This window comes from Roseivirga sp. (assembly GCF_034669765.1).
In the GTDB taxonomy this organism is placed as follows: Bacteria; Bacteroidota; Bacteroidia; order Cytophagales; family Cyclobacteriaceae; genus Roseivirga.
This window is the reverse complement of the sequence record NZ_JAXMOQ010000003.1, coordinates 273,805-287,275: the sequence shown is the minus strand read 5'-3', so window position 1 is coordinate 287,275 and position 13,471 is coordinate 273,805. Positions and strand designations below refer to the sequence as shown.

Below are 13,471 nucleotides of genomic sequence, written 5' to 3'. Positions count from 1 at the left end.
AATACATGAAAGAAGTTAAAACCAAACCACCAACAAAGTGGCTAAAGCACCTTTCTTGGTGTCTCTATTGCCTTATTTTAATCTCCTCAAGTTTTTCTTTACAGGCCAATTACAATTGGCAAGAAGAGGAGCAAGATACAACCGGTCAAACTACATTCAAGGGTTTACCGCTAAAGGCTGAGCGCACCTTGGAATTTAATACTACCGAAGGTACTTGGCTTTCATTGGATATTAGCCCTAACGGCCAAACCATTATTTTCGATATGCTGGGTGATATTTATACAGTGCCCTTTAAAGGAGGTCAAGCCACTCGAATCACAGACGGAATGGCTTATGATACGCATCCGAAATTTAGCCCAGATGGAAAAAGTATTGTTTTTACTTCAGATAGAAGTGGAAATGACAATATCTGGACGATGGAATTGGAATCGAAGGAAACAAAGCAAATCACCAAAAGTGAAAACGAAAATTTTCAATCCGCTGAATGGTCACCTGATGGAGATTATATAGTGACTTCTAGAGGTAGAAGAAATCTGAAACTATTCATGTACCACAAAAATGGTGGTGGAGGTTTTGAGTTGATTAAAGAACCCGCTGGCTTAAAGCTTGTTGAACCAGCTTTTAGTGCTGATGGTCGTTACATCTACTATTCGCAACGCAATGGCGCTTGGAATTACAACGCTCAATTGCCTCAATATCAGGTGGGAATGTATGATAGAGATAACGGTGAAAGATCAACAATTACCTCGCGTTACGGCTCTGCATTTACGCCAACTCTATCGCCAGATGGAAAGTATTTGGTGTACGGTTCGCGCTACGAAGAACAAACAGGTTTGGTCTTGCGTGACCTTAAGTCTGGAGATGAGCGTTGGTTGGCTTACCCTGTTCAGCGCGATGATCAGGAGTCTATTGCACCATTGGGTGTTTTGCCTGCCATGACGTTTACGCCAGACAGTAAAGAGCTATTGGCCTCTTACGGAGGTAAAATCTGGAGAATTCCTGTGGCAGGCGGTGATGCTAAGAATATTCCATTCCAAGTAGATGTGGAACTAGAAATGGGGCCTAGGTTAAAATTTAACTACCCAATTTCTGATGACGAAAACATGTTGGTTACTCAAATCAGGGATGCCGTACCTTCTCCTGATGGAAAGAAAATGGTGTTTACCGCTTTGAACAGACTGTATGTAATGGACATTCCTTCGGGCAGTCCAAGAAGAATTACAGATTTCGAAATGACGGAAGCCATGCCTACATGGTCACCAGATGGTAAATCTATAGCCTTTGTCTCTTGGTCTGAAACTGAGGGTGGGAGCATTTATAAGCTGTTGATGGATGGAAAGGCTAAACCTGTGAAGCTCACCAAAGAATCTGCAATTTATACGGCACCAGCTTGGAATAAGAACGGTAAAATAGTTTTCACGAAGGGAAGTGCTCAAAACATGAAAGACGCTGAAGGGCCGTCTGCGCCTAGGGCTACTGAAGATTTGGCTTGGATTAGCGATAATGGGGGCGAGGTTAATTTTATCATGAAAACCAATGGTCGAGGCAATCCTCATTTCGTGAGAAATGATGATAGAATTTACTTAAGCAGTGGGAAAGGTCTGAGCTCTGTGAGGTGGGATGGAACTGATGAAAAGAACTTGGTTGCCATTACTGGTATCACAACTTATGGTTCGAATCCAGTGGATGATCATTTAGGAGCAGCGGCTAATAATACTGCATTGAGTGAAACCGATAACTGGCGTGAAAACAATCCCCCAGCCCGTGCGAGTGAAATCTATATGGCGCCTGAAGGAGATAAGGCCATGGCGGTGATCAACAATGATATTTACATTGTAACCGTACCTAAGCTGGGGCAAACTCCAACCATTTCTGTAGCCAGTCCAGAGTCGGCTCAATTTCCGGCTAAGAAACTGACTGAAATAGGAGGAGAGTTTGCTAAATGGTCTGCTGATGCTAAGAAGGTGCATTGGAGCATTGGTAAAGCCCATTTCATTTATGACTTAGAAAAAGGAGAAGCTTATTCTGATTCTGTCGCTACGGCCAAAAAAGCCAAAGAGAAGGCCGATAAGGAGAAAACTGAGGAAGAAAAGGCTGAAGAGAAGAAGGATGACAAGAAAGAGGAAGCCACTTTTAAGCCTGTTGAGTTCAATGTAGAAGTGAAAGTCAAGAAAGACATTCCGAAAGGCACGGCCCTCTTAAAGGGTGCTCGAATCATCACCATGAATGGCGATCAGGTAATTGAAAATGGGGATATCCTTATAGAAAATGCCCGAATCAAAGCTGTCGGTGCTTCTGGTACCCTTTCGGTGCCAAGAGGTACAGAAACCATCGATTTGACGGGTAAAACTATTGTTCCCGGCTTTATAGATACCCATGCGCACATGTGGCCGGCTTGGGGTTTGGAGAAAAATGAAGTTTGGGTTTACGCGGCTAATTTAGCCTATGGCGTTACTGCCACGCGTGATCCCCAAACTGCTACCACCGATGTATTAACTTATTCCGACATGGTGGAGACTGGACAGATTCCTGGCCCTAGAATTTATTCTACAGGACCTGGAGTAGGCTATTGGGCATATAATCTAAAGAGCCTTGAGCAAACCCGAAAGGTGTTGAAGCAGTATTCGGAATACTACAACACTAAATCTATTAAGATGTATTTGGTAGGGAATAGAAAGCAACGTCAATGGGTGATTCAGGCGGCCAAAGAACAAGAGCTAATGCCAACTACCGAAGGTGGACTGGATTTCAAATTGAACATGACCCAAATGCTTGATGGTTATCCTGGACACGAACATTCGTTTCCAATTGCACCTTTATACAAAGATGTAATTCAGTCGGTGGCTCAGTCCAAAATGGCTTATACATCCACTTTGTTGGTTTCATATGGAGGTCCTTGGGCTGAAAATTATTATTACTCTAGAGAGAATCCGTATAACGATCCTAAATTGAGCTTTTTCACGCCATACAATGAATTGGCCGCTAAATCTAGAAGAAGACCAGGGTGGTTTATGGATGAAGAGCATGTGTTTAAAAAGCATGCCGTTGGAGTGAAAGATGTGGTTGAAAATGGCGGCTTAGCGGGAGTTGGTAGTCATGGTCAGTTACAGGGTTTGGGTTATCACTGGGAATTGTGGTCGGTTGCCTCTGGCGGAATGAGGAATATTGATGCACTAAAAACGGCTACAATTCTTGGAGCCACAGCCTTAGGTTTAGAAGGTGATCTGGGTTCGATTGAGGTAGGTAAACTTGCTGACTTGGTGATTCTAGATAAAAATCCCTTGGAGAACATTCGAAATACAAACACCATTATTCAAGTAATGAAAAATGGAAGGCTCTACGATGGAAATACTTTGGATGAGGTGTATCCTAGAAAGAAGAAAGCAGGGCCTTTCAATTGGCACACTTCCAAACCAGTAAATTTGCCTGGTATTAAAAAATAGATTAGAGACTTTAATGAATATAAAACTAAACCCCAGTCGAAAAGCTGGGGTTTTTTAGTGTCTCATCACTTAATCTTTCTTAATTTCAATTTTAGAATTACACCAAGAAATTAAGATTGTCGTAAATCATTCACCTATTGGGTCGAATGGGTTAGGAATAGTTCTTAATTCACGAACGTAAAAAAGACACTATGCGAAAAATATCTATTCTGTTTGCCTTAGTTGCACTCATCATCGCTTCGCCTTTAACGGCACAAACTGATAAAATCGAAAAAGAACTGATTCAGTATGTGGACAGCCACAATGAGGAATACTTGACTTTACTGAAGGAACTGATCAACATCAATAGTGGCACCATGAATTTCAAAGGTGTTCGTCAGGTTGGCGATGTGCTCATGGAGAAGTTCAAGGCATTGGGCATGGAAGTAGAATGGGTAGATGGATCGTCATTTAATCGCGCTGGTCATTTGGTGGCGAGAATTGAAGGCGGAAAAGGGAAGAAGATTTTAATGATCGGTCACCTAGATACAGTTTTCGAGCCAGACAGCCCCAATCAGAAATGGTCTCAAGTAGATGAGAACACAATCAAAGGCCCGGGTATTGCCGATATGAAAGGTGGTGATGTGATTATACTTCAATCGTTGGCGGCTTTGCATAGCGCTGGTTTGTTAAAGGAGATGAACATAACCGTGGTGATGACGGGTGATGAAGAGCTTTCAGGAAGCCCGCTTTCTGAATCGAAAAAAGCATTGATAGAAGCCGCAAAGTGGGCTGATGTCGCTTTGGGCTTTGAGAACGGAGACGGAAATCCAGCCACGGTAAACGTAGCCAGAAGAAGTTCTTCAGGATGGTCATTGACGGTAACAGGCAATGCTTCGCATTCTTCTCAAATCTTCAAACCAAAAGTAGGAGCAGGGGCCATTTATGAGGCCTCTAGAATTCTATATCAGTTTTATGATGAGTTGGCTGGAGAAGAATATTTAACCTTCAATCCTGGAATGATTGCAGGTGGAACAGAAGTAGACTATAGCAAATCAGAAAACACGGGAACTGCTTTTGGGAAGAACAATGTGGTATCTAAAGATGTAACTGTAACGGGTGATATTCGTGCCTTAACGCCAGAGCAAATTACAAGAACCCAAGAAACCATGAAGCGAATTGTGTCCAAGCATCTGCCAGGAACTAACGCAACTATTACTTTTGCTGAAGGCTATCCTCCTTTCGCACCAACCGAAGGGAATTATCAGCTGATGAATCTGTTCAGCAAGGTGAGTCAAGACTTGGGTTTTGGGGAAGTGACATCAGTAAACCCTGCCGATGCGGGTGCAGCTGATATTTCTTTTACTTCGGGTCATATCGAAATGGGAATTGATGCCATGGGAATGTCTGGCGCTGACGATCATACAATCAATGAAACGGGTGATCTTCGTGCACTTCCGAAGCAATCAAAAAGAGCAGCCGTTTTGATTTATAGACTTAATAAGGGCGTGGATTTAAAAACTAAGAAATAGGCGATCTTGAGTTTTAGCTTTTGGGAGCTTTAGAATAATATGACTGCTAAGTTTTTTACTTGGCAGTCTTGGGCCTTAACCGAACTAAGCCCAAAAACATTATCCCAATACCAACCCCTAAAAGCGCTCCACTGAGAAAGTCTGATGTAGAAGCAAAGTGTGTTATGAATTGACTAGCAACAATAACAGACATGCCCGCAACAATGAGCATAAGTGATTTCTTTTTCATTTTTCTTTGTGGTTTTGAATTTCAAACTAAAGTAGAAAAAAGGTGCTGGTCTTCAAAATTAGAACTTTAATCTGGCTCGTCAGCATCTAGCTGACTCCGTCCCATCAGCTTTACAATAAGGTCGGCATCAGGAATTTGAGCCAGTATTACCCTTGCCAAAACAATTAATGGCACTGAAAGCAGCATTCCTGCAATTCCCCAAATATACCCCCAGATTACAAGGCCAAGGATTACGGCTACTGTATTTAAGGCCACTTTAGAACCCATCATTAGCGGCTCTACCACATTCCCCCAAACAAACTGTGTGGCAATCAGAAGCAAGATGAAAAATATATAACTCGTACCGTTGTCAATCTGAATAAGGCCCAGCAGCACAGGAGGAATGGTGGCCATAATTGACCCAACCGTAGGAATGAAGTTGAGCATAAAAGCCAAGAAACCCCAGAATAGAGGGAAGTCAACCCCAAAACCCCAGCAAATAAGTCCGAAGAAAGCGCCAGTGCTTAAGCTGGTGAAAAACTTCACTTTCATATAACTGGCTACGGCATCTTTAATTTCCACAAAAGCCTTGAGCAAACGTTGTTTTGCAATGTCGTCATCCCCTTCCAAATAGCTGATGTACTTCTCATATTTAACAATACTCCCCAAAACCGCGACCAAGTAAATGGCTGAAAGCACTAGGTTAAAAACAAAATTGCCTACCTCGGTTGCTACCAGACCCGAAGTATTGAGCATCATTTCAGGAGACACAATTTGGTATAAAGTTTCCTTGAAGTCTCGTTCTTTTAAGGCGGAAAATCCCGGAATATTTTCGAACTGAATGACTAAATCATTTAGTCTATTTCCAATCTGCGTTAACAGCTTATCTTTCTGATCAGCAATTTGTAAACCCGTGTCGAAAACTATTAGACCTACCAAAAAGACAAAGCCTAAGGTGAGTACCGTTATCACGATAATACTGAGCATGTAGGGCCAATTTTTTTTATCCAAATAGGCAATCACAGGCTGAAGCAGAATACCAATGAAAATGGCAAAAGTTAATGGGATTAAAAGTGCCGATAATTCTTTGATTACGAGCACTATGACTAAGCCCATAAAGAGGAGCAGTATGTTTTTAATCGTTACAATATCGTTATCGGGCAGCATATAATCGGATTTACCGAAAAGTACGGAAAAATGAAGAATCGACCCGCCTTCATCGAAATTTTCATTCTCTTATAAGGTGGGCATGGGTTTATATATTAAATTTGTACATTGAATCAACTAAATTAATGCTTTTGGAATTCGAACAACCAATTGTCAGACTTGAAGAGAAACTTGCTGAAATGAAGGAGCTTGCTGAGAACAGCAAAGTGAATGTAAGCGAGGACATTAAATCTCTGGAGAAAAAGATCCAAACCCTCAAGGAGGATACTTATAAGAACTTAACCAGGTGGCAGAGAGTACAACTTTCGCGTCACCCTGATAGACCTTATACACTGGATTACATATATAGTATTACCGATGACTTTATCGAACTGTTTGGAGATCGAACGGTGAAAGATGATAAAGCCATGGTGGGCGGTTTGGGTACCGTTGATGGTCAAACAGTAATGTTTATAGGTCAGCAAAAAGGTAGAAACACCAAGCAGCGCCAAATGCGTAATTTTGGTATGGCCAACCCCGAAGGCTATAGAAAAGCACTTCGCTTAATGAAGATGGCCGAGAAATTTAACATTCCCATTGTTACTCTCATCGATACTCCTGGAGCATATCCAGGTTTCGAGGCTGAGGAAAGGGGGCAAGGCGAAGCTATTGCCAGAAATATCCGAGATATGTTCATGCTCAAGGTTCCTGTGATCTGCATCATCATTGGTGAAGGTGCTTCGGGCGGAGCCTTGGGGATTGCAATTGGTGATAGAGTATTGATGTTAGAAAACACATGGTACTCTGTTATTTCTCCTGAATCATGCTCTTCTATTTTATGGAGAAGCTGGGATTATAAGGAGCAGGCAGCCGAAGCTTTAAAACTCACGGCCCAAGACATGAAGGGCTTTGGCCTAATTGACGGAATTATCAAAGAACCACTTGGAGGAGCACACCGAAATATTCCTTGGATGTGTAACGAACTGAAAAAGAATATTCTAGATGAATTGAAAGCGTTGAGTGCAATGGATGCCAACAAACGTATCGATTCACGGATCGATAAATTCTCGGACATGGGCTCTGTGATAGAATAAAAAACAAAGACATTCTGATTGAAGAACCACAAGGCCAGCGCTTTGTGGTTCTTTTGTTTTTAGCTACTTTCCGTTTTAAATAGATCAGTATGGCTAAAAGTAAAATCAACTGGCTTAATCATTTTATAGAGCTTTTGGTAGTGGTGATTGGTATTTCCATTGCCTTTGGTATGGAGAATTGGGCTGAAAAAAGGCGTGACAGAGAGGCCCAAATTAACTATTTAACCTCCTTAAAGGACGATATCACAAATGATAACACCGAATTGAATCGTATTTTGGATTCATCCCAAGTACTTAATGGCAACATTGATTTCTTGATGCGTTATGTTTATGCTAGTGGCCCTTTAGAAGATTTAAAATATGGTCACATAACAAGCACTTATGCTGCACCCTATTTTAATGCGAAAGACGGGACATATCATTCACTCGTCAATTCTGGTTCCTTAGATATGATCAGTAACTATGAACTGAGGGCATCTATTACAGATTTATATAATTTTCATTATGATGAAATATCCAAAGCAGATGACTTTATTCATGACTTGGTGAACGGACAAATTTATCCTTATATGATTGAAAATATTCAGTTTGGAAATGCACAGTTTGGCCAGAATGAAATACTGGATGATACGCCCTTAAAGAATAACAGGGTAAGAAACATGATAGGAAGTTATACCAATCTGCTAAAGGAAAGAGAGGTTATTTACCGCTTAACTTCCAATAAGTGCGATAGCTTGTTGAAGGGTATTAATGTTGAATTGGCTAAGTTGAAGTAGATCACTTAAGCTTTGAACCAAAACGAAAAAAATGCGACCTTTAGAAACGGTACAAACCAAAATTTTAAGAGTAAGGCAAAACAAACAACATGCAACTCAACCTCATTGAAGAATTTTTATTAATCGCTCTTGATGACGAAGAAGGTCAATTCGTTATCGACTCTACTCATTTATATTTTGGGTTTGCAGGGGCCATTTTGTTAGAAATGGCGCTTCGCGAAAAGATTGACGTGTCAGGAGATAAGCTCAAGCTTATTCACGATGAATATGAAGTGGAAATGGTTATTAATAAAGTAATCGACCAGATTAATAACTCGAAGCCACGTAAGTTAAAAACCTGGATTGAGATTTTATCAAAACAAGCTAAAGAGCTTAAAGAGGATACTTTGTTTGGGCTTCAGAATAAAGGTATTTTACGGAAGGAAGAGCATAAAATTCTATGGATTATTCCGAACAATAAATACCCAACTACCGATATTACCCCTGAAAATAAAGTAAGGCAGCGCCTGAGTGATGTGATGCTTCGCGGAGCAAAATCAGAAGCCCGTGATGTGATGCTCTTGAGCTTAATTGATGTTTCCGACCTTACTAAAGAAGCTTTCCGAGATAAGGAGGAGTATAAAGTGGTAAAAAAGAAGATTAAAGAAGTAACTCAAGATATTAAGATCAGCCAGAGTGTGAACAAAAGTATTCGAGAAATTCAAGCTGCCATTATGGTGGCCATGATGTCGGCCATTATTGTAACGACTACTATTAATACTTCTTCAAATTAGTAATTAAGGTAAATCTACTACGTTTCAACTATGCAATCGATAAAGTCTGAATTTCCGATTTTTGAGAACGCAAGAAAAGAGGGTAGATCACTGATTTTTTTAGATAATGCTTCAACGACCCAAAAGCCTCAATGTGTAATTGACGCCATTTCAGGATTCTATACAGGTTATTATGCGAATGTAGGGCGTGGCTTATATTGGCCTGCCACCATTGCCTCTGCCAGTTATGATCAATCCCGTGAAAAGGTGAGGGCATTCATCGGTGCTTCGTCTAAAAAGGAAGTGGTTTTTACTTCGGGAACTACAGATGCTGTCAATAAAGTGGTCAATTCTTTTCTATTGCCACAGTTGGAACAAGGCGATGAAGTGCTGGTTTCAGAAATGGAGCACCACAGTAATTTCGTTCCTTGGCAACAAGCCTGTCAATCAAAGGGCGCCCAACTGAAAGTGATTCCACTAGATGCTGAGTTGAACTTAGATCTCAGCGAGCTTGCTTCCATGTTGACAGACAACGTGAAAATATTAGCCATTACCGCCATATCCAATACGCTGGGGGTGAAGAATGATTTGAAGAAGATCATAAAATTAGCCCATCAACATAATGTCAAGGTTTTTGTAGATGCCGCACAACTGCCGCTATCAGAAAAGATTGACGTTCAAGAAATGGACTGCGACTTTCTGGCTTTTTCGGGACACAAGGTTTTTGGCCCAACAGGTATTGGCGTATTGTATGGAAAACAGGGCTTGTTTGATAAGATGTCTCCCTTGGCTTATGGAGGAGGCATGGTGCAGCAAGTGAGCGTAGATAAAACGATCATGGCTGACTTGCCATCGAAACACGAAGCAGGAACGCCCAATATTGCAGGAGCAATTGGTCTAGCAGCTGCGATTGACTTTGTCAATTCAGTAGGAGTGGAGGAAATCGGAAGGCACAGCGCTGAGTTAAGAAAATACGCAGTGGAGTGCTTATCTGAAATTGAAGGCCTAACGCTTTTAGCTAAAGATGCGGAAGGTACTGCCATTCTTTCCTTTACGGTGGAAGGAATTCATCCGCATGACATTGCAGCATTTTTAGCTGAAAAGGGAATTGCGGTTCGTGCGGGTCATCATTGCACACATCCGTTAATTCAGAAGCTTGACATTGCAGGAACCGTAAGGATTTCTTTCAGTATTTACAATTCTGAAGAAGAAGTGGATTTGCTCAAAAATACCTTAGACGAAATCAGAAGCTTCTTTTTATGAACGACCGTCTAAAAGCACTTTATAAAACTCAAATATTGGCCCATGCCAAAAATTCTTTTAACGAAGGTGTTTTGGACGACTATACGCATAAAATACAAGCCTATAATCCAGTGTGTGGCGACCAGTTTGACCTGTACTTAAAGTTCGAAGGAGATGTTATTCATAATACTTCTTTTAAAGGTTACGGATGCGCTATTTCAAAGGCCTCAACTTCCGTATTGGCAAAGCAACTGTTAGGAAAGAGCAAAAGCGAAGCAAAAGCATTGATCGAGCTGTTTTTGAAGGTCATTAACCCTGAGAACAGTGAATCACCCGAATCGTTGACTTCTGATGAAGAGCTTTTGGCCTTCGCTTCCGCCCGCGAATTCCCAGAACGCTTAACCTGTGCCAACCTAGCCTGGGAAAAAGTGAAGGAGGTTTTAGAGGTAGCGTAAGGTCATGTCAACCTTTCCCTATTTCGTCTAACATTTTAATTCATTTCAAGTTAACTTTGGAGCAAGCATAAAACGCATGGATTCAGCAGTAAGCGCAGTAAAGAAATACTGCAACAGCCTAGTAAAATACAGTCGCAGAAAAACCATTCCTGTTCAGGTGGGCAGTGTAACCATTGGGGGCGATCACCCCATTGTGGTGCAGTCGATGACTACCATTGATACCATGGACACCATGGGGTCGGTGGAGCAAACTTTGCGCATGGTGGCTTCGGGTTGCGAATTGGTGCGCATTACAGCCCCGAGCTTAAAGGAGGCCGAAAACCTTCGTGCCATTAAAGAAGAATTGAAAAAGCGCGGCTGTAATGTTCCGCTTGTAGCCGACATCCATTTCACCCCAAACGCTGCCGAACTGGCGGCCAAGATTGTGGAGAAGGTAAGGGTGAACCCAGGTAACTATGCCGATAAAAAGAAATTCGAAAATATAGAATACACCAACGAAACCTATCAGGATGAATTGGACAGAGTTCGGGTACGCTTTACGCCTTTAGTCGAGATTTGTAAAGCATACGGAACTGCCATGCGAATTGGCACCAATCACGGTTCGCTTTCAGATAGAATCATGAGCCGCTATGGCGATACTGCCCTTGGTATGGTGGAATCGGCACTGGAGTTCTTGCGCATTTGCGAAGACTTAGAGTACTATAATATTGTGCTTTCCATGAAGTCTAGCAATACGCAAGTGATGGTAGAGGCCTATCGTTTGCTGGTGCAGAAGTTAGATGAAGAAGGCCTAAAACCTTATCCATTGCATTTGGGTGTAACCGAAGCAGGTGAAGCTGAAGATGGCCGAATCAAATCCGCAGTGGGGATTGGTACTTTGCTGGAAGATGGTTTAGGAGATACTGTTCGTGTTTCGTTGACCGAGGAACCAGAATTCGAAGCTCCTGTGGCGCAAAAGCTTGTTGATCGTTATCATAACCGACATGAGCACAAAACGATAGCTGAGATTGACGAAAACCCGATTGATCCGTTCTTGTATCACAAACGTCAGTCGAGAGAAGTCGTAAATATTGGCGCTTCTAATGTGCCACGCGTAATTGCCGACTTGAGTCAGTTTGAAGAAATTACCATCAAAGACTTAAAGAACGTTGGACACTTCTATTTGCCAGAACCCGATAAATGGCGAATGAATGATCAAGGTGCAGATTACGTTTACTCGGGCAATAAGGCGATCGATTTTATGCTGCCGAATGGCTTGAAGGAGTTGGTCGATTACCCGCAATGGAATGCTTTGGAGGACAAGGCGAATCGTTACCCCGTTTTTACTTTCGATCAATTGGCCGATGCGGAAAACGCTGATGATCAACTCAATTTCATTAAGTTAAAAGCCGATGAATTATCGGAAGATGTAATGTCGGTGTTGGAAGCATCCAACTTAGTGGTAATTCTCGAAACAGAGAATGAACATGCTATGCCGGCTTTGAGACGCTTCTTTTTTGAATTGGTAAAAAGGAAGTTGTCAGTTCCGGTGATTGTATCTAGAAACTACACCGTTATTGATGCCGAGGAGTTCTTGATTCATGCGTCTACAGATTTTGGTGGTTTGTTAGTCGATGGATTTGGAGATGGCCTCATGCTTCAAGTAGATAAGCATTCCGATAAGGAAACTCAACTGGCTGATTTAAAGTTGAAGAATGAAACTGGCTTTGGCATTTTACAAGCGGCTCGTACGCGAATGACCAAAACTGAATATATTTCTTGTCCGTCATGTGGTAGAACCTTGTTCGATCTACAAGAAACTACGGCCATGATTCGTAAGCGTACCGATCACTTGAAAGGAGTGAAAATCGGAATCATGGGGTGTATCGTAAATGGCCCAGGCGAAATGGCCGATGCTGATTACGGTTATGTGGGCTCGGGCAAAGGAAAGATTACCTTGTATAAAGGTCAGGAAGTAATGAAAAGGGGAGTAGCCTCTGAAAAAGCCGTGGACGAATTGATTGATATCATTCGTGAAGATGGCAGATGGTTGGAGCCCGAATTGGCAAGTGCCGAATTTTAAAATTGAAATGTGATGAGCGAAGAAATTAAAAATGAAGAGCAAGAGGATTCAAAGCTAACCACCAAAGAAGCCTTTGATTTCGGTCCTGTTTTGGGATATTTTTTCAGAAAAAAGGATCCGTCTCGGCCTACCAATTTCAATATAAAGGCCATGCACACCATCAATAAAATTTCGATCATTATGTTTATAATCGCAGTAATTGTGATTGTCAGTAGAATGATAGGACGGATGTAAAAATATAGGGGTGCCTAATTTTTTAAACTATGTATATTGATGAGTTCAGAGAATATTGTATCGCCAAAAAAGGAGTAACTGAACACACTCCTTTTGGTCCAGATACATTGGTGTTAAAAGTGATGGGCAAAATGTTTGCACTCACGGGCCTCGATGTTTACGAGTTTATCAATCTAAAATGTGATCCTGAATATGCTGCAGAACTTCGGGATAGAGAGCCCGGAATTACGCCTGGCTGGCATATGAATAAAACGCATTGGAATTCAGTGAAAACGGATGGTACAGTTGCTGAAAACCTAATAAAAGAATTGATTGATCATTCCTACAACCTTGTAGTAGAGAGTTTACCTAAAAAGGTTAAAGAAGAGTGGCTTTCTCTCTAAAAAGAGATTATTCAATTTTCTAAATAAGAATAAACCATTTTTTCATAATAATTTTTGCCAAAGCCATTTGCTTAGTTACCTTTGCTCTCGATGTTGAAAAACACACATATCGCTTCTACTACTGCACCTCAAGTGCATCATTTCCACCATCTCTCGTAAGAGAGA

At 41.5% G+C, this 13,471-nt stretch carries 12 protein-coding genes; 10 read left to right on the top strand and 2 right to left on the bottom strand.

The window, feature by feature from the left end:
- Positions 1 to 5 precede the first annotated feature (5 nt).
- Together VOI17_RS07350 and VOI17_RS07345 are read left to right on the top strand one after the other, a co-directional pair.
- The gene (locus VOI17_RS07350; protein WP_323756599.1) at positions 6 to 3,443 is read left to right on the top strand and encodes an amidohydrolase family protein; all 3,438 of its coding nucleotides are present in this window, start codon (positions 6 to 8) and stop codon (positions 3,441 to 3,443) included.
- Positions 3,444 to 3,634: 191 nt separating this feature from the next.
- Positions 3,635 to 4,954: a M20/M25/M40 family metallo-hydrolase gene (locus VOI17_RS07345; RefSeq protein ID WP_323756598.1), complete on the top strand. Its 1,320-nt coding sequence runs from the start codon at positions 3,635 to 3,637 to the stop codon at positions 4,952 to 4,954.
- Positions 4,955 to 5,009: 55 nt separating this feature from the next.
- On the opposite strand, the gene VOI17_RS07340 is transcribed toward VOI17_RS07345, so the two are convergent.
- Both VOI17_RS07340 and VOI17_RS07335 read right to left on the bottom strand, forming a co-directional pair.
- Entirely contained in the window at positions 5,010 to 5,183 is a 174-nt protein-coding gene (locus tag VOI17_RS07340) for a hypothetical protein (protein ID WP_323756597.1), read from the bottom strand.
- Between the two features lie 66 nt (positions 5,184 to 5,249).
- The gene (locus VOI17_RS07335; RefSeq protein WP_323756596.1) at positions 5,250 to 6,329 is read right to left on the bottom strand and encodes an AI-2E family transporter; all 1,080 of its coding nucleotides are present in this window, start codon (positions 6,327 to 6,329) and stop codon (positions 5,250 to 5,252) included.
- A gap of 125 nt (positions 6,330 to 6,454) precedes the next feature.
- On the opposite strand from VOI17_RS07335, the gene VOI17_RS07330 reads away from it, so the two are divergent.
- From VOI17_RS07330 to VOI17_RS07295, 8 genes are all read left to right on the top strand, one after another.
- Positions 6,455 to 7,402, top strand: coding sequence for an acetyl-CoA carboxylase carboxyltransferase subunit alpha (locus tag VOI17_RS07330; RefSeq protein ID WP_323756595.1), 948 nt, complete (start codon positions 6,455 to 6,457; stop codon positions 7,400 to 7,402).
- An 89-nt stretch (positions 7,403 to 7,491) separates the two neighbouring features.
- Positions 7,492 to 8,178, top strand: coding sequence for a DUF6090 family protein (locus VOI17_RS07325; protein WP_323756594.1), 687 nt, complete (start codon positions 7,492 to 7,494; stop codon positions 8,176 to 8,178).
- Between the two features lie 89 nt (positions 8,179 to 8,267).
- Entirely contained in the window at positions 8,268 to 8,951 is a 684-nt protein-coding gene (locus tag VOI17_RS07320; protein ID WP_323756593.1) for a GOLPH3/VPS74 family protein, read from the top strand.
- Between the two features lie 30 nt (positions 8,952 to 8,981).
- Positions 8,982 to 10,193, top strand: a complete 1,212-nt coding sequence (locus tag VOI17_RS07315; RefSeq protein WP_323756592.1) for a cysteine desulfurase — start codon at positions 8,982 to 8,984, stop codon at positions 10,191 to 10,193.
- Positions 10,190 to 10,627, top strand: coding sequence for a Fe-S cluster assembly sulfur transfer protein SufU (sufU, locus tag VOI17_RS07310; protein WP_323756591.1), 438 nt, complete (start codon positions 10,190 to 10,192; stop codon positions 10,625 to 10,627). Before VOI17_RS07315 ends, sufU begins: the two co-directional genes overlap by 4 nt.
- Positions 10,628 to 10,703: 76 nt before the next feature.
- On the top strand, positions 10,704 to 12,689 hold the full coding sequence (ispG, locus tag VOI17_RS07305) for a (E)-4-hydroxy-3-methylbut-2-enyl-diphosphate synthase (protein WP_323756590.1): 1,986 nt from the start codon (positions 10,704 to 10,706) through the stop codon (positions 12,687 to 12,689).
- Between the two features lie 12 nt (positions 12,690 to 12,701).
- Complete coding sequence (locus tag VOI17_RS07300; protein ID WP_323756589.1) at positions 12,702 to 12,923, top strand: DUF6728 family protein; 222 nt, start codon at positions 12,702 to 12,704, stop codon at positions 12,921 to 12,923.
- A gap of 29 nt (positions 12,924 to 12,952) precedes the next feature.
- The gene (locus tag VOI17_RS07295) at positions 12,953 to 13,306 is read left to right on the top strand and encodes an MmcQ/YjbR family DNA-binding protein (RefSeq protein ID WP_323756588.1); all 354 of its coding nucleotides are present in this window, start codon (positions 12,953 to 12,955) and stop codon (positions 13,304 to 13,306) included.
- Positions 13,307 to 13,471 lie beyond the last annotated feature (165 nt).